Source organism: Methanoculleus sp. UBA413 (assembly GCF_002502935.1).
GTDB lineage: Archaea > Halobacteriota > Methanomicrobia > Methanomicrobiales > Methanoculleaceae > Methanoculleus > Methanoculleus bourgensis.
This window is the reverse complement of sequence record NZ_DAQR01000100.1, coordinates 2,317-28,354: the sequence shown is the minus strand read 5'-3', so window position 1 is coordinate 28,354 and position 26,038 is coordinate 2,317. Positions and strand designations below refer to the sequence as shown.

Here is a 26,038-nt window from a genome sequence, read left to right as displayed (position 1 = left end):
GATTGGCCTTCATCAGTTAAGCCCGGGACCGCGCCCCACAATGGCCTTCACCGGCGGTGCAGCCCTGCCCGGCATCGATAAGTCCCCCGCCGCCGAACTCATGAATATGGCGGTGCGGGTACGTGTGCGGATCAGCGGATTGGTGCAGGGTGTCGGGTTCCGGTGGGCCGTGGAGGATGAGGCCCGGGCCAAAGGAGTCACCGGATGGGTCAGGAACCTCCCGGATGGACGTGTAGAGGCCGTCTTTGAGGGTGACGAGGTGCCGGTGCGGCGGATGGTCGAGTTCTGTCGCCGTGGTCCGGCCCGGGCCCGGGTCGATGACGTGGAGGAGGTCCGCGAGGAGTACTCAGGAGAGTTTGAAGGGTTCTCCATCCGGCGATGAGGGGGTCTGCCACATCCCGGGCCGGGAGATCCCTGCGACCTCACTCAAAGCATAAGTACCAGGGACGAACCCTGGAAGGGTATGGCGACAGATACAGAGCACCACCCGATCTTCTCCGTGATCCGGGAGCGCCAGAGCGTCAGAAACTACGCAGACCGCAAGGTCCCGGACGACAGCATCAGAAAGGTAATCGCTGCAGGCATCCAGGCGCCGACTGCTCTCGGGCTTCAGCCCTGGCAGTTTGTGGTTGTCAGGGACAGGGACCTGATGCGGAAGGCCTCCGACTACTGCAAACCGATCCTGGTAGAAAAGATTGAAGAGGAGCCCCGCAACCCGGGAACAGATATCTTTCTCGCGGCGCTCAGGGATCCGGAGTACAGCATCTTCTACAACGCTCCGGTGCTGATCCTGGTCCTCGGTGCACGGGAGGTTGTATCAAGCGTCATCGATTGTGCGCTCTGTGCAGAGAATATGCTGCTTGCCGCCTGGGCGCTTGGTCTTGGCAGTTGCTGGGTCGGTTCCGCCGCTCTCATCGAGCAGAACCCCGACCTTCTCGCGGCGCTGAAAGTCCCGGACGACCACCAGATTGTAGCACCATTGATCTTCGGTTATCCCGCCCCCCTGCCGCCAAAACTGGAGCGGCGGGAGCCCCGGATCACCTGGGTTCCGTAAGAACGGCGGGACCCTTATCCGGTTACAGGGCACGCGATCGCTTCGGTCGGGATGATCGGGAGCGTGATCCGCTGTCGACCCCGGATGAGCGTCAGGGTTGCCGGCTCCGCAATGGGCCAGGTGGTGAGGAACCGGTGCAGGTCATCGACGCATGTCACGCAGGCATCGTTGATCGCGATGATCAGGTCTCCGGGCCGGAGTCCGGCATGGCCGGCAGGGCTTGCCCGGGAGACTGAGACGACCTCGACCGCCTGGTTCCCGGAAAGCCCAAGCGCCCGGATGAGCGACCGCTCCAGTGGCCGTGACTGACCGGCGATGCCGAGGTAGCCGCGCCGCACCCTGCCGTCGGCGACCAGTTGCGGGAGGACCCAGGCGGCGGTGTTGGACGGGATCGCGAAGCAGATCCCCTGGGCCATGGGGATGATTGCCGTATTGATACCGATGACGCGGCCGCGTGAGTCCACCAGCGGACCGCCGGAGTTGCCGGGGTTGAGCGGAGCGGTATGCTGGATGATGTTCTCAATCAGGCGGCCGTCCCGGCTCCGAAGCGCGCGGCCGAGGGCGCTCAGGACACCTGTCGAGACGGTCGAATCAAAGCCGAGCGGATTGCCGATGGCTATCGCGAGCTGCCCGACCGAGAGCGCGGCCGAATCGCCGAACCGCGCGTAGGGAAGGCCCCCGGTATCGGCGCGGAGCACGGCGAGGTCGGTCGCCGGGTCGGCCCCGGCCAGGCGTGCGGGGAGTGCGGTCCCGTCTGCCAGACGGACCTCGATCCTCCCTGCTCCCTGCACCACGTGGTTGTTGGTCATGATGTAGCCCTCCGGTGCCACGATCACGCCTGAACCCGCTCCCATCTGTTCGCCCCTCCGGCCCTGGAGGGTCTTTCCCACGACGACGCTCACGACCGTGGGCCCCACGGACCCAACGACCCGGACGACCGCCCGGGAGTAGGCGTCAAGGAGGTCGGCGTCGGACTCTCTAGTATCGGGGAGTGCACGAGTCCCGTTTGTCCCGGATACTGGTTGAGGGTCGTCAGCCTGCAGGATGGGTTTGTACCTTATTTTATCCATTGCAATATATATTATTATAATTAATAATAATCTAGTTTCCGCACAGGAGCATGGAACAACGCCACGGGCGGCGCGCGGGATCGCTCACTTCCCGGCCGCGCAGGGTGCCGGTCCCATAGTCACGCTCCCGCCGCAAGAAACAAATAGGCACAACCGCCATTGCCCTCGCATGCTCGGGACAGCTGCGATCGAAGTGGATGCCACGAAAGTAGTGGTCCAGGCGACCGCACGATTGGTGCCACAACCCGGTGAGGCCTACGATCTTGTGGAGATCGAGACCGACCGGGGAACGACCGTCTGCCACTACTATGAGGCGGAGGGAGCAAGAGACGGGGTCGTCATGGTCGGCGGTACCGGCGGTGGATTTGACAGCCCTGCAAGGGGGCTGTACCCCCGGCTGGCGCAGGACCTCCCGCACCACAGGATAAGTGCGCTCCGGGTCCGCTACCGGCACCCGACCGATCTTATGGAGTCGACTGTTGATGCGATCCTTGGTATGCGCTACCTTGAGAGCCAGGGGGTCTCGGCGGTCGGGCTGGTCGGGCACTCGCTCGGGGGCGCGGTGGTGATCCAGGCAGCAGCGAACGACCCGAAAGTCAGGGCGGTCGTCGTGATCTCGACCCAGGCGGCCGGGACCGAACCGGTTGCCCGGCTCCCGAAAGGAGCGGCAATCCTCATGATCCACGGTGATGCCGATACAGTCACCTCTCCCCGCTCCTCGGAAGAGACCTACCGGCGTGCCCGTGAGCCCAGGCGGCTGGTCATCTACGAAGGAGCAGGCCACACCCTCGATGAGGCGGCCGGGAGCCTCTTTGTCGAGGTGAAGGCCTGGCTCCTCAAGCACCTGCCGGGGACGCTCGTCTGAGCAGGCGGGTCTGGTGAATAGGAATGGCGATTCGTGAGTTCAGGCTGGAACGGTTCCTGGCGGAGCGTGAGTTCCGGGCGCCTTACGTGCTCGGCGCCTCCGACTGCGAGACGATGAGCGTGCAGGAACTCCTCTCCCTTGAGCCCGGGTCCGAAGACGACCTCCTGCGGCTGCGACTCGGCTACGTCGAGCCGGCGGGGAGCCCTTCGCTCCGGGAAGCAATCGCCGGGCTCTACTCCGGGGTATCACCCCATGAGGTCATCACCTTCAACGGGGCATCTGAAGGGATCATGGCGTTCATGAACACCGCCCTTCGGCCCGGCGATCACGTCATCGTCCAGTTCCCTGCATACCAGTCGCTCTACGAGGTCGCCCGCTCAGTCGGGTGCGACGTCACGTTCTGGAAGATGGATGAGGAGAAGGGCTGGAGCCCTGACCTGGGGGCGTTGCAGGACCTGGTCCGGCCGACGACGAAGGTGCTCGTCATCAACTCCCCGCACAACCCAACCGGCTACCAGTTCCCGGAGAGAGACTTCCGGGCCCTGGCCCGGTTCGCGGGGGACCGGGGCATCATCGTCTTCTCGGATGAGGTCTACCGGTTCCTCGAACACCGGGCCGACGATCGCCTCCCTGCCATGGTCGATCTACCGGGCGCTCACGTCTCGCTTGGCGACGTCTCAAAGGCGCATGGGCTTGCGGGACTCCGCACCGGGTGGATAGCAACCCATGACTGCGACCTGCTCGGGCGGCTTGCAGGCTACAAGGACTACTCGACCATCTGCAACAGCGCCCCGGGTGAGTTCTTAGCTGAGATCGCGCTCCGCCACCCAGGAAAGATCGTCGCCCGGAACCTGGAGATCGTGCGGCGGAACATCAGGCTGCTGGATGACTTCTTTGCGACATGGAGTAACCTCTTCTCCTGGATCCACCCCCGGGCAGGTTCGACGGCGTTTCCCCGGCTCAGGGCCGGGATAGGCGCGGAAGAGTTCTGCACCGATCTCCTCAGGTCGGCAGGCGTCCTCCTCGTCCCCGGGACGGTCTTCGAGCACGACGACGCCCATGTCAGGCTCGGTTACGGGAGATTGGATATGCCTGAGGCCCTGGAGCGCCTTGAGGGCTACCTCAGGGTCCGGTTCGGGTGACCCGGCCGGGGCCGGGCGCCTGCAGGTACCGCCGTGCGGCGCAGGGGTCGTCGGTCGCAAACCCGTCGACGCCAAGCCGGGCTGCTTCTTCAACGTCTTCCTGGGTATTCAACGTCCACGGGAAGACGAGCAGCCCCGCCTTGTGCGCCTGCTCCACAACCTCGCGCGAGACCCGGTCCCACCGCGGGAGGATGATATCCGCCTGCACCTGGCGGGCAAGCCCGACGGGGTCGATGACGGTCTCTTTTGAGTAGATGAGGCCCGCCTGGACGCCGGGGAGGAGTCTCTTTGCCATCGCCACGCTCTCCAGGTTGAATGAGACCAGGATAAGCCGGTCTGGCATCAGGTCCATGATCCCCGAGACGATGACCGCCTCGGTTCCCGGTTCCTTGATCTCCACGACGAGCCCGGCCCCACGGCCGTGGATGAGGTCGAGGATCTCCCGGAGCGTCGGGATAGTCTCCCCCTCCCCCGCGTCCAGCCTCTTCAACTCCTCGATGGTGTAGTTCTTGACCGGCCCGGTCCCGTCCGTCGTCCGGTCGAGGGTTGCGTCGTGGATTGCGACCGGGATGCCGTCTCTTGCGAGGCGCAGGTCGACCTCGACGAAGTCGGCACATTCCATACCTCTCCGTAGCGCCCGCAGGGTGTTCTCAGGTTCGAGGCCCCTGGCACCGCGGTGTCCGATGATGAGCATGCCACGCCCGTGCACCCGGGACCAGATATAGCTGGCGGGGTCCTGGAGCCGGGGTGCCGCTTTTGGCACCCACGGTCAAAAAGGAATTACTTCTGCTGGATCTTCTGGAACTCCGACTTCACATCTTCCGGGTCGCTGTACTGCCTATCTTCGAACTGGTTCAGCGCGTCAAGGACAATTTGGGGCGCTTCGCTCTCCTTTGCCCGAGTGATAAGGTCGCTTCTCGATGCCGGATACTTTATCCCGGAGGTGCTCGCCTCGATGATCTGCGGGTCGAGTTCCTGTATGGTCCCGGCAACCGCGGACTGCCCGCCCATGGCGGTTTCTTTCATACCTCTCATACTTCTCACCACCAGATCAGTGCTCCCTTGTGGGGGTGCGACCCCTGAGGGGGCAATATAGCATAAAAATATATCGTCTCTACGGTGGCAGCGAGGACTACCCCGGCGACCCGGGTCGTTCCTTGCCGGGGGAGATCTTGTGCCGGGATATCGTCTCCTGGTTCATCGTCTCGCTCTCCTGTGTAGCGCAGCCCGGACAACCCGACCGGAAATCTCCGGGATTGCCCCAAAAGCAAGAGAGCAGTGCTGTTATCCGGCTGAAGCGGCTATTTTGCGGAGCAAATCAAAAGGTTATTTTATCTACCTCTCCAACCCTCATTTCATGAAGATGCATGGTATTTTTGCGCTGCTGGCCTGTATCGTCGCAGTTCTGGCAGTCGCAGGCGCAGGGTGCACCGGCACGGCCGACCAGACCGGCGGTGCCGCGGGAGCGGGACTAAAAGATTCCTACATTGTCGGCATCGACGATTCATACAAGCCGTACAGTTACATCGACAAGGACGGTAACCCCACGGGGTTCGATATCGACTCAATGAGGTGGATAGCCGAGAAGAAGGGCATTAAGGTGACGTTTACAGCAGTACACTGGGACGCCATCATCCCGGCCCTTGAGGCCGGGAAGATCGATATGGTCTACTCGGGCATGTCGATCACCCCGGAGCGGCTAGAAGTGGTCAACTTCAGCGACCCTTACTGGATAGTCAATCAGGACGTCGTTGTTCGCGAGGACTCCGATGTGACGATTGACGATGTCCTTGCCGGAAAGGTGATCCTCGGAGCGCAGCGGGGATGCACCGCAGACCACTGGGTCGAGAAGAATCTGGTTGATACCGGAAAACTGCCGAAGAATAACCTGAAACTCTACGCCAACACCCAGGCTGCTGTCAGCGACCTCGTGACGGGCCGGAACGATGCGGTCATGTACGACGACGTCTCGTTAAAGGACATCACCAAGGGCATGCCGGTGAAGGTCATCGGGTCCGTCGAGACGAAGGAAGAGTTCGGCGTCGCCATCCGGAAGGAGGATACTGCGCTCCTTGAGTTCATGAACGAGGCGATCGCGGAACTGCAGGCAGATCCCTACTGGGAAGAACTCAAAGAGAAGTACAACCTGAACTAACCTCCGGGGACAACTTGTCTCCACCCTTTTTCGTAACGCTCAACCATATTCGGAGGTTCTTCCATTGTACCCACGCAAACCCGCCGGCATAGACCATGAGAGGTCCACCATGTCGCACTACCGGGCGCCTGTTCTCTACGCACTGGTAACGGCGGTCTTCATCGGCGGGAGCGCTCCGTTCACCAAACTCCTCATCGACGGGGCCGATCCGCTTGCGCTCGCCGCACTGGTTTCGCTCGGGAGCGGTTCCGGCGCCCTGCTCTTCTCCCTCCTCGGGGCTGCGGCGGGCACCCGGCGGAGCCATGTGGAGGCCCCGCCCGGGAGGAGTGACATCCCCTGGCTCATCGGCGTGACGGTCTTTGGGGGCATTCTCGCGCCGGTTACCTTGATCTTTTCCCTCCCGGGATCGCCGGCGGCGACGGCCGCCCTCCTCCTGAACTTCGAGGCGGTGGCGACGACCCTGATCGCCGCTGCGGTCTTCGGAGAATCGGTGAGCCGCCGGGTCTGGGTTGCGCTTGGGTGCATAACCGCGTCATGCATCCTTCTCACCTGTGACCCGGCGGCGGGCTTCGGGTTATCCCTTCCGGCGCTCGGGATCCTGCTCACCTGCCTCTTCTGGGCCGTCGACAACAACCTGGGGCAGCGTCTCTCGGCAAAAGACCCGCTCCTGACTATCTCCATAAAAGGGATCGGGGCCGGCACCGTCACGCTCCTCTTCGCGCTCGCCGCCGGGCAGCACCTCCCTGACCCTGCCACAACGGCCGCCGCCATGGTCGTCGGGTTTCTCTGCTACGGGGGCCTGACGAGCATCCTCTTCCTCCTCGCCCTTCGGGGTATCGGCGCCGCCCGGGCAGGCTCGCTCCTTGCTATCTCCCCGTTCTTCGGCGTCCTCTTCTCGCTCGTACTCTTTGCCGAACTGCCGGCGGACGCGTTCTACGTTGCGCTCCCGGTCATGGCGTTCGGAGCGTGGCTTTTGATCTCAGAGGAGCACTCCCACCCCCACCGTCATCCACCTGGCGTCCATGAGCATCGCCACCGCCACGACGACCTCCACCACGACCACGCTCATGCGGCCGGCGACCCGCCGCTCTCCACGACCGGCGAGCACTCCCATATGCACGCGCACGTCGAACTCGTCCACGAGCACCCGCACCAGCCCGATATTCATCACCGGCACCCGCACCGGCGGTAGAGGTTGGTAATTCTGGGGCTTTCCTAGAGGGTATCGCCGTGCGCTGTCCCCCGGTGTGGGTACAGAAGGTGTTGCCTTGTGTGGGGAGGGCGCGGCCCCCACCCCCGGCACATACAGGTTCGCAAAAAAGATTACAACTGGTGGGCGGCGGTGGCCCGGCTCATGCCTGGGACGGCCACGCGCTTCTCCAGGATGTTGACGGCGACGGTCGTGATCGTCACCAGCGCGAGGTAGACGATGCCGACGACCACAAACGTCTCTGTGTAGGTGAAGTACTTCGTCGCCACGAGGGTGCCCGCACCGGAGAGTTCGATGACCGTGAGCATGTAGGCAAGCGACGAGTACTTGATCAGATACGTGAACTCATTGGAGAGGCCGGGTATCGCCCGGCGGAGGGCCTGCGGCAGGATGACATTTTTGATCGCCTGCGCCCGGGTCATCCCCAGCGCCTGAGCGGCGACCATCTGGCCATCCTTGATCGAGAGGAGGGCGCCCCTGATGTACTCGGAGTTGTAGGCCCCGTTGCAGAGGATGAACCCGATCACCGATGCGGTGAACGCAGAGAGGGTGATTCCTACCGACGGGAGGCCGAAGTAGAGGATGAAGAGCAGGAGAAGGAGCGGCGTGCCCTTGACGAGGTAGACAAACGCCTTGCAGACCCACGAGAGAACCCGGCCGCCGTACTGCCTTCCCGCCGCGACGCCGATCCCGATCGCGAGGCCAAAGGGGGCGGAGCATGCGATCAACTGCAGGGTTACGACCAGCCCCTGCATCAGCGCCGGGAGGAGGATCTCGAAGAGGAAGGTTGCCTGATCCATGCCGCTCTTCAGTCTCCCCGACTATCGAGCCGGCCGATGAAGTTCTTCATCCGGGTGAACCGCGGGTCATGCAAGAGCAGGTCCGGCGTCCCCTGCTCGGCCACCACGCCGTTCTCCATGAAGAGGATCTCATTTGCCACAGAGCAGGCAAACCTCATCTCGTGGGTGACGATGAGCATCGTCATCCCCTGCTGGGCCAGCCTCTTCATGACCTCGAGCACCTCCCTGGTCAATTCGGGGTCGAGCGCGGACGTCGGTTCGTCGAAGAGGATGACGTCCGGGTCCATGGCAAGCGCCCGGGCGATGGAGACCCGCTGGGCCTGACCCCCGGAGAGCTCGGCCGGGTAATGGTCGGCCCAGTCCTCCAACCCAACCTGCCGGAGTTCGGTGAGCGCTTTTTCGCGCGCCTCCTCCTTGCTCATGCCCCTGACCTTGAGTAGCGCCAGCTCGACGTTTTTGAGCGCGGTGAGGTGGTCGAAGAGGTAGTAGTTCTGGAAGACCATCCCGATCTTCTGCCGGAAGTAGTTGATACGCGCACCCGAGTTCGTGACCTCTTCACCGTCGAGCCAGACCCGGCCCCGGTCGGGCATCGTCAGCTGGTTGATGCATCGCAGAAGCGTGCTCTTCCCCGTCCCCGACGGGCCGATGAAGACCTTCGTCTCACCTCTCCGGACGTCGAACGAGATCCCCCGCAGCACCTCCTTATCCCCAAAGGACTTGTGTATGTCCTCGACCCTCAGCACAATGTCGTTACTATTCATGCTCTACACCGCTCCGGCTCCAAATCCCGGAATTGCTATTCTCTTCTCAAGTCCATGCAGGATCTTGAGCCCCCCATAGTTCATGACGATGAAGATCCCCGCCGTGGCGAGGTAGATCGGCATCATAACGTTGGTCTGTGTGACGATCCTCGACGTAACGGTGAGCAGTTCGACGACCCCAATAGCGTAACAGACCGCTGAGTCGGTCAGGATGATGGGGTACTCGTTCGACCACCCGGGGAGCGCGATGCGCATCGCCTGGGGGAGGATGACGGAACGGATGGCGGTGAACCTGCTCATACCCAGGGATCGCGCCGCAATCATCTGTCCTTCCCCGACCGACCGGATAGCCCCGCTGAAGATCAGAGACTGATATGCAGCCCCCCGGAGGCCCAGCACGACCGCTCCGACAACGAATGCCGGGAGGTCGCCGAGCCCGAGCCCCGGAAAAATGCCGAACCAGAAAAGGAAGAGCAGGACGAGGATGGGGAGGCCCCTGAAGAACCAGACGTAGACCCCGATGGCCCAGCGCACCGGGCGGGAGCCGTAGACCTGGCCAAGCGCCATCGGGAACCCAAGAAGGGCGCCGATGCCGAGGGCACTCAGAACAAGGCCAAGCGTGGTAGCGATGCCTGAGGCGATATATGGAGACCAGTCGATAAGGATTGACAGAACATCCATTTGGCTATCCCTAAAGTATTGTGCGGCTCTCTTCAGCTGGAAGAGGGGGCCGGTTACTCTACGAATAATTCTGACGGAAAGCAAAATAAACGTTCCCAAATCCCCTTCAATCCGGGGGCTTACACCCTCGACCACAATCCCGGAGCGCCGGGCACCCGGCAATTCTGTCCCCGGCTGGGTGATCCCTGGTCCAGTCCCCAGGACTCCAGCAACACTTAAGTATATAGGAACTGGGAGGAAGGGGTATGCCACCTGCACCCGATATCAGGATCCCTCTCGATGTGCCCTCCGAGGAGCAGGAGAGGTACCGGGAGAACTACCGGAAGATAACGCACGGCACCGGGAGGCTGATGCTCTTTGCCGGGGACCAGAAGATCGAGCACCTCAACGATGACTTCGCCGGGGAAGGCATCCACCTGGACGATGCCGACCCCGAACACCTCTTTCGGATCGCAAGCAGGGGAAGGGTCGGGGTCTTTGCGACGCAACTCGGGTTGATCGCCCGGTACGGCAGGGATTACCCGGACGTGCCCTACCTGGTCAAACTCAACTCCAAGACCAACCTGGTCGGGACCTCCCAGAGCGACCCGGTCAGTTCGGAACTCTACCATGTCCGGCAGGCGGTTGACCTCCGGGACCGGGCCGGTCTCTCGATCCTCGGCGTCGGCTACACGGTCTACCTTGGGAGTGAGTACGAGCCGCTGATGCTCTACCAGGCAGCACAGATCGTCAACCAGGCGCACAGATACGGTCTCATCACCGTGCTCTGGATGTACCCCCGCGGCAAGGCTGTCAAAGACGAGCGCGACCCGCACCTGGTCGCGGGCGCGGCGGGGGTCGCGGCGGCGATCGGGAGCGACTTTGCGAAGGTGAACCCGCCAAAGGTTGGGGGGTCGGTCGACGCGGCGCTCCTCCGTGAGGCGGTGGCGGCCGCCGGCAGGACCGGAGTCGTCTGTGCGGGCGGGTCGCAGGCCAGCGTGCCTGAGTTTCTGCAGCAGCTCCACGACCAGATCCACGTCGGCGGCACGGTCGGGAACGCGACCGGCCGCAACATCCACCAGCGGTCGCTTGATGAGGCGGTTCGGTTCTGCAACGCGATATCGGCGATCACTCTTGACGATGTGAGTGTGGACGAGGCGATGAGGATCTATGGAGGAGGTGGGTGATTCGATGACGACGGTCGGCGTCCTGACAGGAGGAGGAGACTGCCCCGGACTGAACGCGGTGATCCGGGCGGTTGTGCGGACCGGAGCGAAGTACGGGTTTGACACGATTGGGATCAGGGACGGATGGCACGGGCTGATCGCCGGAGACGTCGAACCGCTCACCGATTACTCGGTGACCGGGATCCTCCCGAAGGGGGGGACGATCCTCGGGACGTCGCGGACGAACCCCTTCAAGGACGAGGCTGACGTCCAGCGGTTGCGCGACAACATCAAGAGGTTCGGGATCGACGCGCTGGTCGCCATCGGGGGCGAGGATACCCTCGGTGTCGCGAACAAGCTCTCAAAGATAGGTATCCCGGTGGTGGGGGTCCCAAAGACCATCGATAACGACGTCGCCGCGACCGACTACACCTTCGGGTTCGACACCGCTGTCTCAATCGTCACCGAGGCGATCGACCGCCTTCACACGACGGCGGAGTCCCATCACCGCATCATGGTAGTGGAGGTGATGGGACGGCATGCCGGCTGGATCGCGACCATGGCCGGGATCGCGGGCGGGGCAGACCAGATACTCATCCCGGAGGTCCCGTTCGACCTCGACGAGGTCGCCGGGCACCTTCAGGCGCGCTACGAGAAAGGAAAGAAGTTCAGCATCGTCGTGGTCGCCGAGGGTGCCCAGCCAAAGGGGATGGAAGGAGCGATAACCCAGTCGGCCAGGACTGACGAGTTCGGGCACGTGACGCTCGGCGGTATCGGGACGTTCCTGCGCGACGAACTTGAGAAAAGGCTCGGGATGGAGACGCGGGTGACGGTGCTCGGGCATGTCCAGCGGGGCGGATCCCCGACGGCGCACGACCGGGTGCTCGCGACCAGGTTCGGGGTGGCGGCGGTGGAACTCATCAGGGAGAAGGATTTCGGGAAGATGGTCGCGCTCCGGGGCAACGATATCGTCGCGGTCCCGCTCGAGGAGGCGGTGGCGAACCTCAAGACCGTGGATATGGACCTCTACAAGATCGCAAGCATCTTTTATGGGGGCTAATCTGCCCCGTCGCTTTCTGCCTGCGTGGGGGGTAGGGTTGCCCGGGACACGGCGCTGCAGGAGGATCCGGAACTGGATGCCAGGATAGACCAAAACCCGGTCCTCCCCACCAATCCCAATGCGGTGGACCGTGGCGGATATCGCCATCGGGGGTGGGGGCCGGGGGGTTTCTCCCCCTCCCCGCAGGGGGACACTTGTAAGTTCCTCCCGCAAGCCCCACCCCTCCCCACACCAGTAGACTCTCCTTGCAAGCCCCCCACTCCGCCCACCTACAGATGATCCCGGAGCGGTCGCCCGGTCCCCTTCCCTCCTTCCCTCAGGCACCCTCATCCTCCCCGAGGTTCGCCCGCACAACCGCACCGGCGACCCCGGCGGCGGTCCCGAGGATTATATAGAGATACCCAAGAGCGATCGCCACCATCCCTGCAAGCCCGGCGACGAACCCATCACCATGGGATGCGGTCCAGAGGAACGGGAGCGAAAAGAGCCGGGTCCCGAAGAGCGCCGTTATGAACCCGGCCTCGAGGCCGTCCCTCGCCTCGCCTCCGGGGCGCAGGTATATTATGGAGCAGGGAGGTATGGGACTCGCACCGGAGATACGCCCCCTCAACCTGACCCCACCATGAGAGACTACTACCGACGCGCCTTCGCCTTCGCCCGGGATACCATGCGCCAGCCGGTGAAGGCCGGCAGGGACCTCCACTTCTCTGACCTCGCCTTCTTCCTTCGGTTTGCCCGCCCAATCTGGAGGGTGGGCGTGCTGGCTCTTATAGCCACGGCTCTTGTCTCCGCCGCAAAGACCGTCCTCCCGCTCAGCATTAAGTTCTTCATCGACAACGTCCTGCTGGGCGAGACCCCTGACCCCGGGAGCCTCCTCGCAGGAGCCAGCGGGCTCCTCTCATCGCTCAACGCCCTCATCGTCGCCCTCCTGGTGCTCGGGTTCTTCACCGGCGGCATGGATCTCGTCAGGAACTACTGGACGGCACGGTTCCGGGAAGACTACGCCTTCAACCTCCAGACCGCACTCTTCGAGCATGTCCTGAGTTTCCCGCTCTCGTACTTCAAGTCGCAACAGACCGGCTACATCCTCTCCCGCCTCTCAGACGATGTCCAGATCCTGCAGTATACTATCTCCCAGTACCTCCCCCAGATCGTTGCAAACGCCCTCTACGTCGTCTTCGCCTTCGCGATCCTCTGCACCTTAAACCTCAGGCTGACCTTTGTCGTCGTCGCCTTCATCCCCCTCTACCTCCTGGTCAACGCCGTCTTCATCAGGAGGATCCGTGCCGCCACCTACCGGGAACGCGAGCGGCAGGCTTACGTCTCGCGGGACCTCGCTGAGGTGATCACGGGTATCGAGACCGTAAAATCGCATGCCGCTGAAGATCGGGAGGTGCACAAGGTCTCCCGGACGCTCCGGGAGATGGTCGATGCCAGGATCAGGAACACCATGCTCTCCGCCGCATCAGAGTACTTCAGGATCGGCACAATGTCGCTCATGCTGATCGCCGTCTTCTGGTTCGGCGGCAACGAGGTGCTCGCCGGTGTGATGACCGTGGGCGATTTTGTTGCGTTCGCGGTCTACATCGTGACGTTCGCCCCCACCGTCAACACCTTCTTCGCCTTCCCGGTCGTCATGCAGCCTGCGCTCACCTCCGCCCCACGGCTTCGCGACCTCTTTGCGATGCACGGCGAGCCGGGCGCCGCCCACGGCACCGGCGGGATTGTGCCCGGCGCTGTGCAGGGACGACTCGAGTTCTCCGGGGTCTGGTTCGGCTACTCGAGGGAGGATCCGGTCCTGCGGGACGCAAACTTCGTTATCCACCCCGGCGAGGCGGTCGCCGTCGTCGGGAGGACCGGCGCCGGGAAGACGACGCTGGTCAACCTTATCCTCCGGGCGTTTGTGCCGCAGGAAGGCACGATCACCCTCGACGGGCGCGACCTTACGTCGCTCGACCCCCGGTGGCTGCGGCGGCAGGTATCGATCGTCTCCCAGGACCTCTTCCTCTTCCACACCACCATTGAGGATAACATCCGTTACAGCAGGCCTGACGCCACCTTCGAGGAGGTCGTGGAGGCCGCACGGAAGGCGCAGATCCACGACGATATCGTGCGGTTCCCGGAGGGATACCGGACAGTCGTCGGCGAGCGCGGAACCCAGCTCTCTGTCGGCCAGCGGCAACGGATCGCCATCGCCCGGGCGTTCCTGAAGGACGCACCCATCCTTATCCTCGACGAGCCTACATCAGCGCTGGATATGCAGACCGAAGATCAGATCAGGCAGACACTCCGGGCGCTGGTCAGGGATAGAACGACTATCCTCGTCTCCCACCGCCCGTCGCTCCTGGACCTGGCCGACCGCGTCCTCTCGATTGAGGATGGGTGGGTGCAGGAGTTCCGGGGAGCGGATATCACCATAAAACCCGGAGCCGGCTGCAGATACCACACTCCTGGCTGGTCAGTCGTCCCCTGACCCCCGGCCGCAGGCTTATGGGATGCGGCGACGCATCCCTATGGCATGGAGCATAAGGCCGGATGCCTGATCTGCGGCAGGAATCTTGTGTATACCGGGGAGCCCCGCGACCTTACGTGTGCCGTCTGTGGAGAGGTCCAGAACACCACGGCGGCCTGCGAAGCCGGGCATTTTGTCTGTGACCGGTGCCACAGCCTTGAGGCGCTCGATCTCATCGAGCAGTTCTGCATCACAACGCCGCTCGAGGACCCGCTTGCCATCGCCTGCATCCTGATGCGGAACCCGGCGGTCAGGATGCACGGGCCTGAACACCACTTTCTTGTGCCGGCAAGCCTCATCGCCGCCTACTGCAACCACCGGGGGGAACCCGGAAGAAAAGGGGCGCTGCTCAGGCAGGCGCGTGCCCGGGCCGGGATGGTCAGGGGAGGATTCTGCGGGACCCACGGCACCTGTGGTGCGGCAGTCGGGACCGGGATCTTCGTGAGCCTGATCACCGGGTCCACGCCGTTGAAGAAACAGGAGTGGTCGCTTGCAAACCAGATGACCGCCCGCAGCCTGATGGTGATCGCCCGGCACGGCGGTCCCCGGTGCTGTAAACGGGACTCCTGGCTCGCGATCAGGACGGCAACCATCTTCCTCGAGGAGCGGTTCGGCATAACCCTCCCGGTGCAGGAAACGGTGCGGTGCGAGTTTAGCGATATCAACCGCGAATGCCTGCAGGAGGCCTGCCCCTTCCACGCCGGCTACCCGACTGGGTGACCCGCGGCCCGCAGAGCGGTCACGATGGCATAGTAGCCGATGACGATCCCGATGAGCGTCGCCACAACGGCAACCAGGTCGTTTTCCCAGTGCATGCGGCTCCACCAGCCTGCCGCACTGCCAATGAGGAACGATGCGAAGATGATGAGGAGTTCCTGTCTGTCGAGTGAGGCCATGGTTCTTTCCTGCCAGTTTGGGTGGTAAACTATCGGTTTTCGCCGGCATAGCGTTTGCGCATGGGGTCCTCCAAACCCTGCTGCTGCCCGGAGGAGGTCGCGCCCTGCCCTCCCGGCAGGAGTGAACCTCATTCGGCCCATTCTGCCCTGAGGCACGCTGGCGTCTGGGGGTTTCCGGCCCCGTGGTCGATGACGTCCCCGGGAACCAGTTCGGCCATCCTGATCTCCCGGCGTTCTCCGTCTCGAAGCGCTGTCGCCGTCCTGCTGATCTTCTGTTTTAAGAGATCGACCGCCGCTTCGGCGCGGTACTCCTGGAAAAAGTCCAGGGTAACACTGAGGACGACGATAACGAGGATGATTATAGCCTGGACAATCTCGCCGACGAAGGCGGATATGATCGCGGCGATGAGGAGGATGATCACGAGCGGGTTTTTCAGGTGGCCGAGGAAGGCGGCCAGACCGCGATACCGGCTCGCCTCTGCGATCTCGTTCATCCCGTACCTTTTCTGCCTCAGGGCCGCCTCGCCGGTCGAGAGGCCGGAGGAGGACGACCTGAGGTGAGCAAGGCAGTCGTCGACGGTCATCGCAAGCAGGTCCTCGGTCTTCACGAACTTTATGTGCCCCTGCAGCGGGTAGTGACTATGTGATAATAGTTTCGGGGGCTGCACGTCACGCACGGGACCCCGGGGCTGACGCCGCAGGTGGCAGTGATGGTTGGGGCATGCGGGCCTGCTGCGGTTCTGGTCCGAATGGGCACCCAAATCTGATTTCCATGGAATCCTCCGGCTCTGTTCCATCGTGCCCCGAGTATGGCTTCTTTTTTTGGGGGAGGGGGAGATAACCTAAGTGCGTAACTTCTAAGGAAAATATATTATCGAGCAGCAATATGAACTGATGTGACGAACCCTGAACCCCGACATATTATCGCATGGAGAGAGTCTGGTATGCTCAAATGCCGCTTCGGTGGTATGAGGCCAGTATGTGCCGGTGTTTGATAGCTCCGAAATTCTCTTCCGGTGAGTTGTCTCTCCGTCCACCTGCCCTGCACCGATCCGGTGGACCCATTAGCAGTTATATGAGGTGAAATGCAGGAAAATTCTCTGGACCAGCAGATTCAGGCCGTCCGGCAATGTATCAGTGAACTCACCCGGGAGGCGCCGGCAGACCCGAGGGACCTTCTCCGTGCTGCAGAAAATCTGGCCGCAGCCGCAACCCGGGTGGAGGAGGAGCGGCAGCAACTCCGGGATCTCATCTGGTCCTCCCCCGACGCGTTCGTGGCGACGGACGCGGGCGGCAGGATCATCGACGCAAACCCGGCGGCGGCGAGCCTCCTCGGGAGCCGCTGCCGGGCAACCCTCCTTGCGGCGTGCTGTCACCCCGACGCTCAACCGGATATTGCTCGCATGCTTGCGGACCTCCGTGCCGGGCACCCTCCTTGCGGCGTGCTGTCACCCCGACGCGCAACCTGACATCGCTCGCATGCTTGCGGACCTCCGTGCCGGGAAAGCGTGCGTATCGCAGGAGACAACCCTGCGCTCCCGGAACGGCGCCCAGGTCAGGGTCGCGATCACCGCCGCCGGTTGTGGCGCCGGGGAGAAACGGTGGCTGATCTGGAAGCACCCGGCGCTCCAGGGGTGCGAAGAGCAGGACCGGCTCCTTGCAAGAGTTGAGGAGGAGCGTTCCCTGCTGCGAGCCATCATTGAACAGATGCCCGAGGGTGTCGCCATCGCCGAAGCCCCGTCGGGAAGGCTCATCCACTACAACGAGCAGTTACGCCGGATGTGGGGGCGACCCGACATGCCGCGCGATCTCAGGACATTCAGCGGGCTTCACTCTGATGGGCGGCCCTACCAACCCGAGGAGTGGCCGATTGCCCGGTCGGTCGCCAGCGGGGAGGTGGTGAGGGATGAGGAGTTTCGGATCCTCCGGGCAGACGGTACCTGGATCTACATAAACGCCAGTTCCGCTCCCATCTATGACGAGAGCGGCATCATGCGCTATGCGGTAGCGGCCCTCTCCGATGTGACCGACCGGAAGCGGATGGAAGAGGAACTGCAGGCGAGCGAGGAGAAATACCGGGGACTCTTTGAGAATGCAAGCGACTCCGTCGAGATCTATGAGATGGTCCGCGATGAGCATGGCGAGATCGTAGACTGGATCCTGCGCGACGCAAACCCGGTCTCACAGCGCGACCTCGGCAGGCTGGACGAGATCGTCGGGAGACGCATCACCGAACTCCTTGGCGCGGGGGTGATGGCCGAGTATATCGCGAGGTCGCGGGAGATCATGGCGTCAGGCGTCGGGCAGAGGTATGAGCACAGTTTCTGGGGCAACCGCTACTACATCTCCTCCAACTTTCCCATCGGAAAAGACCTGCTTGGAGGCGTTAGCACCGAGATCACCGGCCGGAAACGGATGGAAGAGGAACTGCGCCTCCAGCAGCAGCGGCTCGAACTGGCCCTCAGCGCCGCGAGGATGATCGCCTGGGACTGGGAGCCTGCCGCCGGCCGGCTCAGGATCAGCGGCGACTTTGAAGGGATCTACGGCCGGCCGCCCTTCACCCGGCCCGAGGAGAGGCTGGCGCTGGTCCACCCCGACGATATCGACCGCCTGCGCGCCGAAGGAGAGCACAGCGGCCCTTACCACACCGAGTACCGGATCATCCGCCCCGACACGGGAGCTGTTGTCTGGCTGGAGTCCAGGGGTGAAGTCCAGAGGGATGAGGCGGGAGGCGTCGTCCGGGCCGTCGGCGTCACGATGGATATTACCAGGCAGAAGCAGTCCCGGCAGGCGCTGGAGTACCAGCAGGAGCTCCTGCAGGGGATCATCGACGCCATCCCGGTGATGATCACGATCTATGACCCGGATATCAGGTTCTTCCACCTCAACCGCGAGGTCCAGAAGGTGCTCGGCTGGTCGGAGGAGGACGGGGCCAGGGGTGACCTGATGGCGAGATTCTTCCCCGACCCCGAGTACCGGAAGATGGCCGGCGACTACATGCAGTCCTTGAAGCCTGGGTGGCGCGACCTCCTGCTGGTCGCAAAGGATGGTTCCGTCGTCGAGACCGCCTGGGCCAACATCCGCCTCTCCGACGATACGCGTGTCGGGATCGGCATCGATATCCGTGAGCGCAAACGGGCTGAAGCCGCCATCATAGAGAGCGAAGGCCGTTTCCGGGCGCTCATGAACGCATCGCCAAACGCAGTGATGCTCATCGACCGCGACGGCACCCTCCTCGCCCTGAACGAGGTGGTTGCCGAGAGGTTCGGAGGAAGCGTTCAGGAACTCATGGGCAGATCGATATTCGACTATCTCCCGCCGGACGTCGCCGCACGACGGAAGGAGTTCGTCGGGGAGGTCTTCTCGACGGGTCGGCCGGCTCGGTTTGTCGATGAGCGGGAGGGGATGGTCCTCTACAACTCCCTCTTTCCGGTCGCCGACGCGGAAGGGAACGTAGCGCGGGTCGCGGTGATCTCCTATGATATTACCGAGCAGAGACGCTTTGAGGAGATGCGGCGCCAGGCGTTCACCCAGATCGAGCAGAACATCGAGCAGTTTGCTGTCCTCGGCGACCACATCCGCCTGCCGCTGCAGGTCATCCTCGGCACGGCGGAACTCCTAGATGACGAGCAGGCGTCGGAGCGGATCCGCAAACAGGTCTGGCGGGTCAACGATATCGTCAGGCAACTCGACAGGGGCTGGGTGGAGTCAAGGGAGATCCGGGAGTTCCTCCGCAGGCACGAACTGGTGTAGCGCCGGACAGGCGGTCTCCTCTCACTCCTCCGTGGTGAAGACGAACTCCTCGACGAGGTTCCAGACCCCTTCTCCCGGAGAGACCTCGTTCCTCCAGATTATTCTGCCCGGGTCGCTCGCATCCCAGACAAAGCGCAGTTTCATGGGTGCGGGGCCAACCGATTCCATAATCAGCCGGTCTCTCTATCTCACCCTAAAAGACGGCCGCGACACCGTTGCTATCAAAGCCAGCCGCCCGGTATTCCTGCGCCGCAACGTCCCACCCCGCAACCCGGTGGGACTTCCAGGTGAGCAACTTCTCACCGCCGGCGAACTGGTCCTGCTCAAGAGTGCAGGAGAACCAGAGACCGTCGATGACCCGCTCGCAGGTCACCCGGCCGACAACATCCATCTCAGGAGAGCCCGGCCCCGCTCCGCCGGCCGGTATAATTCCTCTCCAGGTGCCGTTCCGGAGAAAACATGAAAGCGCCTCTGTCCTGGCCCCAGGTTTCACGACGGCAGGCCTCCACCTGGGTTCAGCAGCCTGCTGCAACTCTCGTGAACCATTGGTCATAGGACATCCATCCGCAGATCACACTTGCTGGGGGAGGAGGTGCGGGGTAACCCCGCTCCTTCTTCCCTGGCCGATCTCTTCCTGCATCACTCTACGATGAAATCACCGTTCATGGAGGGGTGGACGTCGCACTGGAAGTAGTATGTCCCGGGTTCGGATGGTGCCGTGAAGGTGTAGTTGATTGTCGCCGGGCCGGTGATGATCTCACCCACAAAGATCCGCTCCGACCGGAAGGAACTGTCGTAGACCGCGAAGTTGTGGGGGATGCCGGAATCCTTGTTGTTGAAGTTCACCGTCACGTTCGCCCCAGCGGGCACCGTGATGGTGTCCGTATCGAAGGCAATGTTCTCGGCGGTGAGGTTCACCATCGCCGTAGCGTTTCCGGTTGTTGTCGGGGTTGGTGTAACGTTCATTGTCGGGGTTGGTGTAACGTTCATTGTCGGGGTTGGTGTAACGTTCATTGTCGGTGTCGGCGTGACGTTCCCGCCGACCGTCACGTTCACCGTGTCAAACACAAGCGGGATGATCGGCGTGTGGTCGTTGTTGACCACCTGGACTGAGAAGTTGTGCGCACCCGCCGTCACGTTCTCCCAGGTGTAGGAGGTGTTCGTGGAGACGACATACCCACCGGTCTCCGGGATGGCGGGCGCGCTCGCGTTCGTCGGCACTACGGCGTCCAGGTAGTAGTGCAGGTGCCCTTCACCCGGGGCGTTCGGCTGTCCGGTCGGCTCGACCAGCGTGAAGTCCGTCAGGTTCACGCTCACCGTGACGTTCCCGGCAGCGACGCTGGCCCCCTCCTCCGGTGAGGTGATCGTGACGTTCGCTTCAGCAGTTGGCGTTGGTGTCACATTCCCCGTCGTGGTGGGTGTCACGTTCGCTGTCGTTGTCGGTGCCGGGGTCACGTTCCCCATGCCCCCTGGCCGCAGGGCGATGACCTGGGACGTGCCCCCAACGCCGCAGGGCCAGACGATGGTGTCGTTTGCCACCGCGGGCCAGGCGTTAATACCCGCAGGAGCGGTGAAGTTCCAGACCTGCTCGCCGGTCATCCCATCGAAGGCGTAGATCGTCCCGTCGAAGGTCGCCGTGAAGACCAGGTCGTTGACGACCGTCGCGCCGCCCACATTGATAGAATCAAGTTTCCTGTCCCAGAGGATCTTGCCGGTATCGACCTCGATAGCCACAAGTCCGCCCGTCCCCTCGGTGAACGGCTGGATCTCTGCCTGGGGCGCGTTCTCGACACCTATCGAGAGCGAACTTATCGGTGTCCAGTTGGTGTAAAGGTCAACGTAGGGCACATAGACCGTGCCGTTGGCGTAGGCCATCGGGGTCTCGACACCTCCGAGTGCTCCCGGGTAGACTGTGGTATTGCCGGGCGGCAGCACCGCAAGCTGGTCGTTCTCGTGCCTGCCCACGTCGGCGATCCAGAGGATTGCACCGGAGTCACGGTTGAAGGCGTAGACCCTGCCCATCTTCCCGGCGCCGAGCACAACCTTCTGGTCCTTGCCGCTGACGTTAGCATCGGTGAGGATCGGTGCGATCTGGAGGTCGTGGTCAAAGAGGTCGTGCGGGAGCACCTGTGTGAACCAGGCCATATCCCCGGTCGCGTGGTCGAGCGCCATCATGGTGTTGGTGTAGAGGTTCGGGCCAGGTCTGCTTGCGCCGTTCGGGAACTCCGGGGTCCCTGCAAACGGTGCCGGGTTTGCTATGGCCCAGTAGACGATGCCGGTCTCCGTATCCACAGCGGGTGTGTACCAGGCCCCGCCGCCGCTGTTGACGTCAGGGTTGCCCCAGATGCTCACCGGGTCGTCGACCGTGCTGAGGTTCCACGCGATCGTTCCGGTTTCCTGGTCCAGGGCGTAGAGGTACCCGACAGCCCCGCCCCGGTAGAAGACATCGCCGCGACCGGGCACCGTCGAGGTGTAAACAAAGTTGTCGTAGACCGTGGGCTGGATATCGATGCCCTCACCGATGACCTCCCCGGCCACGGCCGAGGTGTTGATGAGCTGCGTCGACCAGAGTTCTTCACCGCTCGATACGTTCAGCGCCGCGATAGAGAACGGGTCACCCGCCACGAAGACTTTGCCCCACCCGACCGTCGGCCCGTTCGGCCCGGTCACGGTGGTGTTGTTGTAGATCTTCTCCCACTTCACCGAACCATCGGCGAGGTTCAGGGCGTAGGTGTTGGCGTAAAGGTCCTGGAAGAATACGGTCTCCCCCATGATGATGGGGTTGCTGCTTGCGCCGCCGAAGGTGCCGTTGGCAGTGATGTTAAACGTCCAGGCGATCGATAGATCGCGGACATTGTCTTTATCAATTGACGCTTCAGTTGTTGCCCTGGAATTTTCGTAGTCCTTGTTGGGGAGCGGCCAGTCAGCCGCATGCTGCGCGATCTCTGGCGGGACTCCCTCCGCCGTCTGAGGTCCTGTTGTCTGGTTGGTCATGTTGCCTGCGTTCTCCACCTGGGCGACCGCCCCGGAGAAGAGTACTGCACACCCTATCACCAGGGTGAGAGTAAGGAGTCTCAACAATCTCTGCATACGAGGCAGGAAATGAAAACGGAGCATATTATACCTTTCGCAGGGTGGCCTTTTTAGCCCCAAAAAACCTCTTTTGGCTGAAATAACCTCTGAAGACCCCGCTTCCGTATGCCGGGAGCGAGATGGCGCGGTTGCCGGCTCCAGGGTCAGGAGGATCTGCACAAGGGAAAAGGGTAGGAAGAACGGGAACTGTCCCGCTCTTCTCACACCGGTTCGTTCTTCGTCACTCTACGATGAAATCCCCGGTCATCGCTTCGGGATGGACGTCGCAGCGGAAGAAGTAGGTGCCGGGCTCGGACGGTGCTGTGAAGGTGTAGTTGGTCGTCGCCGGGCCGGTGATGATGTCGCCCACGAAGATCTCCTCAGCCGCGGAGGAGTCGGTGTAGACCGCGAAGTTGTGCGGGACGCCGTCATCTTTGTTGTTGAAGTTCACCGTCACGTTCGCCCCCGCGGGCACCGTGATCGTGCTCTGGTCGAATGCGGTGTTCTCGGCGGTGAGGTTCACCACCGTCGCGTTCCCGCCGATGGTGACATTCACCGTGTCAAACACAAGCGGTATGATTGGCGTGTGGTCGTTGTTGACCACCTGGACCGAGAGGTTGTGCGCACCCGCTGTCACGTTCTCCCAGGTGTAGGAAGTGTTCGTGGAGATGACATAGCCGCCAGTCTCCGGGATGGCGGGCGCGCTCGCGTTCGTCGGCACTACGGCGTCTAGGTAGTAGTGCAGGTGCCCTTCACCGGGAGCGTTTGGCTGCCCCGTAGGCTCGACCAGCGTGAAGTTCGTCAGGTTCACAGCAACGGTCACGTTCCCGGCAGCAACGCTGGCACCCTCCTCCGGTGACGTGATCGTAACGTTCGCTTCGGCAGCCGGTGTCACATTCGCTGTCGGCGTCGCAGTTGTGCTGCTCCCATACCCCTCCTGGGCGACCGCCCCGGAGAAGAGGGCTACACACCCTATCACCAGGGTGAGGATCAGGAGTCTTTCCAGTCTCGTCATACGGGGCGGGGAGATGGAAGCGAGCATGATATACCTTTCGCAGGGTTGCCCTCCGACGCCGGAGAAGCCTTGCCGGCGGAAATATTCCATCGTAAGGGCCCGGTTACTCTTGGGGTAGGGTTAAGTAGGGGTCCGCCGTATCCCCGGTCCATGATATGCATAAAACGGGTTTATGAAGAGCCCTCAGAGGACGACGGGCTCCGGATCCTCGTCGACCGGCTCTGGCCGCGAGGCCTCTCGAAGACGAAGGCGAAGATCGACCGGTGGGAGAAGGACCTTGCGCCGACGACCGAACTGCGCCGATGGTTCGGGCACGACCCGGCAAAGTGGGAAGAGTTCCTGCAACGCTACCGGGCCGAACTTGAGGGGAAGGAGGAGGCACTTGCCCGGCTCCGGCGTGAGGCAAACGACGGAACCGTCACGCTCCTCTACGCCGCCAAAGACGAGGAGCACAACAACGCCGTGGCGCTGAAGCGGTATATCGAGGAAGAGTAGGCTGCACCGATACTTTTTTACGGCTCCGGTCCGGTTACCTGCCCGTATGACCATGGAGAGCAACAGGATATCATACCACGAATCGGTTCGAACCGTTTACGAGCGGCTCAAGGCGGACGGTATGTCCAACGTCTGGGACCGCTACGAGGCCCAGGGTCTCGGGATCGACCCCGACCGGCGGTGTGCCTTCTGCCAGGCCGGGGCACGGTGCGACTTCTGCTCAAACGGCCCCTGCCGGGCAGATGCGAGCCGGGACCATCGGGGGGTCTGCGGGATCAACGCCGACGGCATGGCGATGCGGATGATGCTCCTTCGAAACGTCATGGGAGCGTCGAACTACCACTTCCACGCAGCGCAGGCGGTCCGGACCCTCCGGGCGACCGCTGAGGGTAAAACCCCGTTCTCCATCACGGAGCCGGGAAAACTCCGTGGGTTTGCCGAGCGGCTCGGGATTGATGCGGGCGGGAGCGACGCTGAGGTAGCACTCAGACTCTGCGACTTCGTGGAGGAGGACTTCCACCGGTTCACTCACGAGCCGAGCCTGATCGTGGAGCGGCTCGCCCCGCCGGAGCGAAAAGAGGTCTGGAAGAGGCTCAACCTCTTCCCGGGCGGGATCTACGGAGAGACGATCGTCGATACCGCCTCCACCCTAACGAACGTCGACGGCTGGTTTGCAAGCCACGCCATGCGGGCGATGCGTCTCGGTGTCGCGATGGCCTACCAGAGCCAGATCGTGCTTGAGTACATCCAGGACATCCTCTACGGCATCCCCCGCCCGCACCCCATGCGGGTCGACCTCGGGGTGCTCGACCCCGACTACGTCAACATCCTCCCGAACGGCCACGAACCCTTCCTCGGGTTCGCTCTCATCGACCTTGCCCGCACTGAGGAGTGGCAGGAGAAGGCGCGAGCGGCCGGGGCGAAGGGGCTCCGGGTCATCGCCAACATCGAGACCGGGCAGGAGCTGATCCAGCGCCGGGAGATGGACGAGGTCTTCTACGGCTACACGGGGAACTGGATCATGCAGGAGGCGGTGCTCGCCACCGGGGCGGTGGACGTCTTTGCCGCCGACATGAACTGCTCGCTCCCGCTCGACCCCCTCTACGCCGAGAAGTACCACTTCAGGCTGATCCCGGTCAGCGAGGTCGTGGTCTTTGAGGGCGGGGGCGAGCGGCTTGATTACGTCCCGGAGGAGGCAAAGGAGCAGGCGGCGATGCTCCTCCAGATGGGAATAGACAATTTCAAGGAGCGGCACAAAAAGATCGAGCCGATCCGGGGCCTTCCCGTACGAGAGGCAGTGGTCGGGTTCGCCCCCGAAAGCATCATCGACGCACTGGGTGGAAGCCTCGACCCACTGCTCGATGCCATCAAGGACGGGACCATCCGGGGCGTTGTGGGGCTGGTCTCCTGCACCACCCTCCGGGACTCAGGGCAGGACGTCCACACCGTCGCGGTCACAGAGAACCTGATCGCCCGCGACATCCTGGTCCTCGGGATGGGCTGCGGCGTTGCGGCCCTCCAGGTGGCCGGGCTCTGCTCCCCGGAGGCGCGAGCGAAGGCCGGGCCGGGGCTTTCGGGGCTCTGCACGGCGCTTGGCGTGCCGCCGGTGCTCGGGTTCGGGACCTGCACCGACACCGGCCGGTGCGCCGACCTCCTCCACTCGATCTCAGAAGCCCTCGGCGGTGTCCCCCTCCCCGACCTCCCGGTCGCCGTCGCCGCACCGGAGTACATGGAGCAGAAGGCGACGATCGACGCCCTCTTCGCGCTCGCGCTCGGCCTCTACACCTACGTCAACCCGGTCCCTACGGTCATCGGGGGGCCGGACCTCGTCAAACTCCTCACCGAGGACCTCCCCGGCATCACCGGCGGGGTGCTCCACGTCGAGACGGACGCGAACGCGGCGGTGGAGGGGATCGTCGGGCACATCGAGGCGAAGAGGGCGAAGCTCGGGATATAGAAGAGGTGTTGTTCAGAAGAATGAACTCCTACTGAAACGATGCACGAGAGTGGGTTTTTCGGCCCGGAAACCGCACCAGCAGCGCCTGAACGTTTCCAGTCGCACAAACCCTTGCACGGCTTCCCACCAGGTATCGAGCCTGGGAGGAGGAGGCTCTCGGGGAGGGTGGCCCGCCCTCCTCCCCGGTCCCCACCCCCGGATGCGATAGCCGCCACGGTCCACCGTACTGGGTGAACCGGGAGGAAAGACCGGATCCGGCATATCTGCAGCTTTTCCGGCATCTAACACCCGTTTTTCACCAGTTCAGCACACCCGGGCACGGCTTTCCCCTGAGTATCGCCACGCACTGCCCCCGCCCCGAGGGGCGGGGGAGGAGCGCGAAGCGCGGGTGGGGT

At 63.0% G+C, this 26,038-nt stretch carries 27 protein-coding genes; 14 read left to right on the top strand and 13 right to left on the bottom strand.

Features of this window, described 5'->3' with window-relative positions; translation table 11 throughout:
* A partial coding sequence (locus tag BP858_RS08320) for an acylphosphatase (protein ID WP_286879276.1) occupies nt 1-382 on the top strand: 382 nt, incomplete at its 5' end.
* An 81-nt stretch (nt 383-463) separates the two neighbouring features.
* Complete coding sequence (locus tag BP858_RS08315; RefSeq protein WP_074175383.1) at nt 464-1,054, top strand: nitroreductase family protein; 591 nt, start codon at nt 464-466, stop codon at nt 1,052-1,054.
* 14 nt (nt 1,055-1,068) lie between these two features.
* On the opposite strand, the gene BP858_RS08310 is transcribed toward BP858_RS08315, so the two are convergent.
* Complete coding sequence (locus BP858_RS08310) at nt 1,069-2,124, bottom strand: S1C family serine protease (protein WP_074175384.1); 1,056 nt, start codon at nt 2,122-2,124, stop codon at nt 1,069-1,071.
* A 169-nt stretch (nt 2,125-2,293) separates the two neighbouring features.
* Between BP858_RS08310 and BP858_RS08305 the strand changes: the two genes are divergently transcribed.
* Both BP858_RS08305 and BP858_RS08300 read left to right on the top strand, forming a co-directional pair.
* Nucleotides 2,294-2,989 carry an alpha/beta hydrolase gene (locus tag BP858_RS08305; RefSeq protein WP_286879275.1) on the top strand — a complete coding sequence of 232 codons (696 nt, stop codon included), beginning with the start codon at nt 2,294-2,296 and terminating at the stop codon, nt 2,987-2,989.
* A 23-nt stretch (nt 2,990-3,012) separates the two neighbouring features.
* Nucleotides 3,013-4,131: an aminotransferase class I/II-fold pyridoxal phosphate-dependent enzyme gene (locus tag BP858_RS08300; protein ID WP_286879274.1), complete on the top strand. Its 1,119-nt coding sequence runs from the start codon at nt 3,013-3,015 to the stop codon at nt 4,129-4,131.
* Here the strand turns inward: BP858_RS08300 and BP858_RS08295 are convergent.
* Nucleotides 4,112-4,825, bottom strand: a complete 714-nt coding sequence (locus tag BP858_RS08295) for a glycerophosphodiester phosphodiesterase (RefSeq protein ID WP_074176138.1) — start codon at nt 4,823-4,825, stop codon at nt 4,112-4,114. The two genes, BP858_RS08300 and BP858_RS08295, sit on opposite strands and share 20 nt — an antisense overlap.
* 86 nt (nt 4,826-4,911) lie before the next feature.
* A complete protein-coding gene (locus BP858_RS08290; RefSeq protein ID WP_074175387.1) occupies nt 4,912-5,166 on the bottom strand; it encodes a DUF2795 domain-containing protein in 255 nt (84 codons plus the stop codon).
* 322 nt (nt 5,167-5,488) lie between these two features.
* Here BP858_RS08290 and BP858_RS08285 point away from each other — a divergent pair, with 322 nt between their 5' ends.
* Both BP858_RS08285 and BP858_RS08280 read left to right on the top strand, forming a co-directional pair.
* Entirely contained in the window at nt 5,489-6,286 is a 798-nt protein-coding gene (locus BP858_RS08285) for an ABC transporter substrate-binding protein (protein ID WP_074176139.1), read from the top strand.
* A gap of 109 nt (nt 6,287-6,395) precedes the next feature.
* Nucleotides 6,396-7,478, top strand: coding sequence for a DMT family transporter (locus BP858_RS08280; protein ID WP_286879273.1), 1,083 nt, complete (start codon nt 6,396-6,398; stop codon nt 7,476-7,478).
* 131 nt (nt 7,479-7,609) lie between these two features.
* Here the strand turns inward: BP858_RS08280 and BP858_RS08275 are convergent, their stop codons facing one another.
* Genes BP858_RS08275 through BP858_RS08265 form a run of 3 tightly spaced genes read right to left on the bottom strand, consistent with a single transcriptional unit; the run spans nt 7,610 to nt 9,738 of the window.
* Complete coding sequence (locus BP858_RS08275) at nt 7,610-8,296, bottom strand: amino acid ABC transporter permease (protein WP_074175389.1); 687 nt, start codon at nt 8,294-8,296, stop codon at nt 7,610-7,612.
* 8 nt (nt 8,297-8,304) lie between these two features.
* Nucleotides 8,305-9,057, bottom strand: a complete 753-nt coding sequence (locus tag BP858_RS08270; RefSeq protein WP_074175390.1) for an amino acid ABC transporter ATP-binding protein — start codon at nt 9,055-9,057, stop codon at nt 8,305-8,307.
* Between the two features lie 3 nt (nt 9,058-9,060).
* Nucleotides 9,061-9,738, bottom strand: a complete 678-nt coding sequence (locus BP858_RS08265) for an amino acid ABC transporter permease (protein ID WP_074175391.1) — start codon at nt 9,736-9,738, stop codon at nt 9,061-9,063.
* Nucleotides 9,739-9,983: 245 nt separating this feature from the next.
* On the opposite strand from BP858_RS08265, the gene BP858_RS08260 reads away from it, so the two are divergent.
* Nucleotides 9,984-10,904, top strand: a complete 921-nt coding sequence (locus BP858_RS08260) for an aldolase (RefSeq protein WP_062265470.1) — start codon at nt 9,984-9,986, stop codon at nt 10,902-10,904.
* Between the two features lie 4 nt (nt 10,905-10,908).
* Nucleotides 10,909-11,943 carry a 6-phosphofructokinase gene (locus BP858_RS08255; protein ID WP_349680574.1) on the top strand — a complete coding sequence of 345 codons (1,035 nt, stop codon included), beginning with the start codon at nt 10,909-10,911 and terminating at the stop codon, nt 11,941-11,943.
* Nucleotides 11,944-12,259: 316 nt separating this feature from the next.
* On the opposite strand, the gene BP858_RS08250 is transcribed toward BP858_RS08255, so the two are convergent.
* On the bottom strand, nt 12,260-12,553 hold the full coding sequence (locus BP858_RS08250; RefSeq protein ID WP_062265473.1) for a hypothetical protein: 294 nt from the start codon (nt 12,551-12,553) through the stop codon (nt 12,260-12,262).
* Nucleotides 12,554-12,565: 12 nt separating this feature from the next.
* Here BP858_RS08250 and BP858_RS08245 point away from each other — a divergent pair, with 12 nt between their 5' ends.
* Nucleotides 12,566-14,416 carry an ABC transporter ATP-binding protein gene (locus tag BP858_RS08245; protein WP_286879271.1) on the top strand — a complete coding sequence of 617 codons (1,851 nt, stop codon included), beginning with the start codon at nt 12,566-12,568 and terminating at the stop codon, nt 14,414-14,416.
* 45 nt (nt 14,417-14,461) lie between these two features.
* Nucleotides 14,462-15,175, top strand: a complete 714-nt coding sequence (locus BP858_RS08240; RefSeq protein ID WP_062265485.1) for a DUF5714 domain-containing protein — start codon at nt 14,462-14,464, stop codon at nt 15,173-15,175.
* On the opposite strand, the gene BP858_RS08235 is transcribed toward BP858_RS08240, so the two are convergent.
* Together BP858_RS08235 and BP858_RS08230 are read right to left on the bottom strand one after the other, a co-directional pair.
* Nucleotides 15,160-15,351 carry a hypothetical protein gene (locus BP858_RS08235; RefSeq protein ID WP_062265488.1) on the bottom strand — a complete coding sequence of 64 codons (192 nt, stop codon included), beginning with the start codon at nt 15,349-15,351 and terminating at the stop codon, nt 15,160-15,162. The two genes, BP858_RS08240 and BP858_RS08235, sit on opposite strands and share 16 nt — an antisense overlap.
* Nucleotides 15,352-15,479: 128 nt before the next feature.
* On the bottom strand, nt 15,480-15,959 hold the full coding sequence (locus BP858_RS08230; protein ID WP_286879270.1) for a cation-transporting P-type ATPase: 480 nt from the start codon (nt 15,957-15,959) through the stop codon (nt 15,480-15,482).
* Between the two features lie 477 nt (nt 15,960-16,436).
* Between BP858_RS08230 and BP858_RS08225 the strand changes: the two genes are divergently transcribed.
* The gene (locus BP858_RS08225; protein WP_062265493.1) at nt 16,437-16,820 is read left to right on the top strand and encodes a PAS domain-containing protein; all 384 of its coding nucleotides are present in this window, start codon (nt 16,437-16,439) and stop codon (nt 16,818-16,820) included.
* A complete protein-coding gene (locus BP858_RS08220; protein ID WP_286879269.1) occupies nt 16,771-19,104 on the top strand; it encodes a PAS domain S-box protein in 2,334 nt (777 codons plus the stop codon). The genes BP858_RS08225 and BP858_RS08220 overlap by 50 nt, the downstream gene beginning before the upstream one ends.
* A 21-nt stretch (nt 19,105-19,125) precedes the next feature.
* Here BP858_RS08220 and BP858_RS08215 read toward each other — a convergent pair whose 3' ends face one another.
* The 4 genes from BP858_RS08215 to BP858_RS08200 all read right to left on the bottom strand — a co-directional run bounded on the left by BP858_RS08215 (nt 19,126) and on the right by BP858_RS08200 (nt 23,191).
* A complete protein-coding gene (locus BP858_RS08215; protein WP_277909700.1) occupies nt 19,126-19,248 on the bottom strand; it encodes a hypothetical protein in 123 nt (40 codons plus the stop codon).
* A 49-nt stretch (nt 19,249-19,297) separates the two neighbouring features.
* Entirely contained in the window at nt 19,298-19,597 is a 300-nt protein-coding gene (locus BP858_RS08210; RefSeq protein WP_145916364.1) for a hypothetical protein, read from the bottom strand.
* 146 nt (nt 19,598-19,743) lie between these two features.
* A complete protein-coding gene (locus BP858_RS08205) occupies nt 19,744-22,194 on the bottom strand; it encodes a PQQ-binding-like beta-propeller repeat protein (RefSeq protein WP_286879268.1) in 2,451 nt (816 codons plus the stop codon).
* A 223-nt stretch (nt 22,195-22,417) separates the two neighbouring features.
* On the bottom strand, nt 22,418-23,191 hold the full coding sequence (locus BP858_RS08200) for a cupredoxin domain-containing protein (RefSeq protein ID WP_286879267.1): 774 nt from the start codon (nt 23,189-23,191) through the stop codon (nt 22,418-22,420).
* A gap of 150 nt (nt 23,192-23,341) precedes the next feature.
* Here BP858_RS08200 and BP858_RS08195 point away from each other — a divergent pair, with 150 nt between their 5' ends.
* Nucleotides 23,342-23,686 carry a DUF488 domain-containing protein gene (locus tag BP858_RS08195; protein WP_074175398.1) on the top strand — a complete coding sequence of 115 codons (345 nt, stop codon included), beginning with the start codon at nt 23,342-23,344 and terminating at the stop codon, nt 23,684-23,686.
* A gap of 46 nt (nt 23,687-23,732) precedes the next feature.
* Nucleotides 23,733-25,643 carry an anaerobic carbon-monoxide dehydrogenase catalytic subunit gene (cooS, locus tag BP858_RS08190; RefSeq protein ID WP_286879266.1) on the top strand — a complete coding sequence of 637 codons (1,911 nt, stop codon included), beginning with the start codon at nt 23,733-23,735 and terminating at the stop codon, nt 25,641-25,643.
* The last annotated feature ends 395 nt before the right edge of the window (nt 25,644-26,038 follow it).

What these genes read in the sequence shown, in the direction of transcription:
- BP858_RS08315 (WP_074175383.1), top strand. Translation starts at nt 464, where the DNA reads ATGGCGACAGATACAGAGCACCACCCGATCTTCTCCGTGATCCGGGAG.
- BP858_RS08310 (WP_074175384.1), bottom strand. Translation starts at nt 2,124, where the DNA reads ATGGATAAAATAAGGTACAAACCCATCCTGCAGGCTGACGACCCTCAA.
- BP858_RS08305 (WP_286879275.1), top strand. Translation starts at nt 2,294, where the DNA reads ATGCTCGGGACAGCTGCGATCGAAGTGGATGCCACGAAAGTAGTGGTC.
- BP858_RS08300 (WP_286879274.1), top strand. Translation starts at nt 3,013, where the DNA reads ATGGCGATTCGTGAGTTCAGGCTGGAACGGTTCCTGGCGGAGCGTGAG.
- BP858_RS08295 (WP_074176138.1), bottom strand. Translation starts at nt 4,825, where the DNA reads ATGCTCATCATCGGACACCGCGGTGCCAGGGGCCTCGAACCTGAGAAC.
- BP858_RS08290 (WP_074175387.1), bottom strand. Translation starts at nt 5,166, where the DNA reads ATGAGAGGTATGAAAGAAACCGCCATGGGCGGGCAGTCCGCGGTTGCC.
- BP858_RS08285 (WP_074176139.1), top strand. Translation starts at nt 5,489, where the DNA reads ATGAAGATGCATGGTATTTTTGCGCTGCTGGCCTGTATCGTCGCAGTT.
- BP858_RS08280 (WP_286879273.1), top strand. Translation starts at nt 6,396, where the DNA reads ATGTCGCACTACCGGGCGCCTGTTCTCTACGCACTGGTAACGGCGGTC.
- BP858_RS08275 (WP_074175389.1), bottom strand. Translation starts at nt 8,296, where the DNA reads ATGGATCAGGCAACCTTCCTCTTCGAGATCCTCCTCCCGGCGCTGATG.
- BP858_RS08270 (WP_074175390.1), bottom strand. Translation starts at nt 9,057, where the DNA reads ATGAATAGTAACGACATTGTGCTGAGGGTCGAGGACATACACAAGTCC.
- BP858_RS08265 (WP_074175391.1), bottom strand. Translation starts at nt 9,738, where the DNA reads ATGGATGTTCTGTCAATCCTTATCGACTGGTCTCCATATATCGCCTCA.
- BP858_RS08260 (WP_062265470.1), top strand. Translation starts at nt 9,984, where the DNA reads ATGCCACCTGCACCCGATATCAGGATCCCTCTCGATGTGCCCTCCGAG.
- BP858_RS08255 (WP_349680574.1), top strand. Translation starts at nt 10,909, where the DNA reads ATGACGACGGTCGGCGTCCTGACAGGAGGAGGAGACTGCCCCGGACTG.
- BP858_RS08245 (WP_286879271.1), top strand. Translation starts at nt 12,566, where the DNA reads ATGAGAGACTACTACCGACGCGCCTTCGCCTTCGCCCGGGATACCATG.
- BP858_RS08240 (WP_062265485.1), top strand. Translation starts at nt 14,462, where the DNA reads ATGGAGCATAAGGCCGGATGCCTGATCTGCGGCAGGAATCTTGTGTAT.
- BP858_RS08235 (WP_062265488.1), bottom strand. Translation starts at nt 15,351, where the DNA reads ATGGCCTCACTCGACAGACAGGAACTCCTCATCATCTTCGCATCGTTC.
- BP858_RS08225 (WP_062265493.1), top strand. Translation starts at nt 16,437, where the DNA reads ATGCAGGAAAATTCTCTGGACCAGCAGATTCAGGCCGTCCGGCAATGT.
- BP858_RS08215 (WP_277909700.1), bottom strand. Translation starts at nt 19,248, where the DNA reads ATGAAACTGCGCTTTGTCTGGGATGCGAGCGACCCGGGCAGAATAATC.
- BP858_RS08205 (WP_286879268.1), bottom strand. Translation starts at nt 22,194, where the DNA reads ATGCAGAGATTGTTGAGACTCCTTACTCTCACCCTGGTGATAGGGTGT.
- BP858_RS08200 (WP_286879267.1), bottom strand. Translation starts at nt 23,191, where the DNA reads ATGACGAGACTGGAAAGACTCCTGATCCTCACCCTGGTGATAGGGTGT.
- BP858_RS08195 (WP_074175398.1), top strand. Translation starts at nt 23,342, where the DNA reads ATGATATGCATAAAACGGGTTTATGAAGAGCCCTCAGAGGACGACGGG.
- cooS (WP_286879266.1), top strand. Translation starts at nt 23,733, where the DNA reads ATGACCATGGAGAGCAACAGGATATCATACCACGAATCGGTTCGAACC.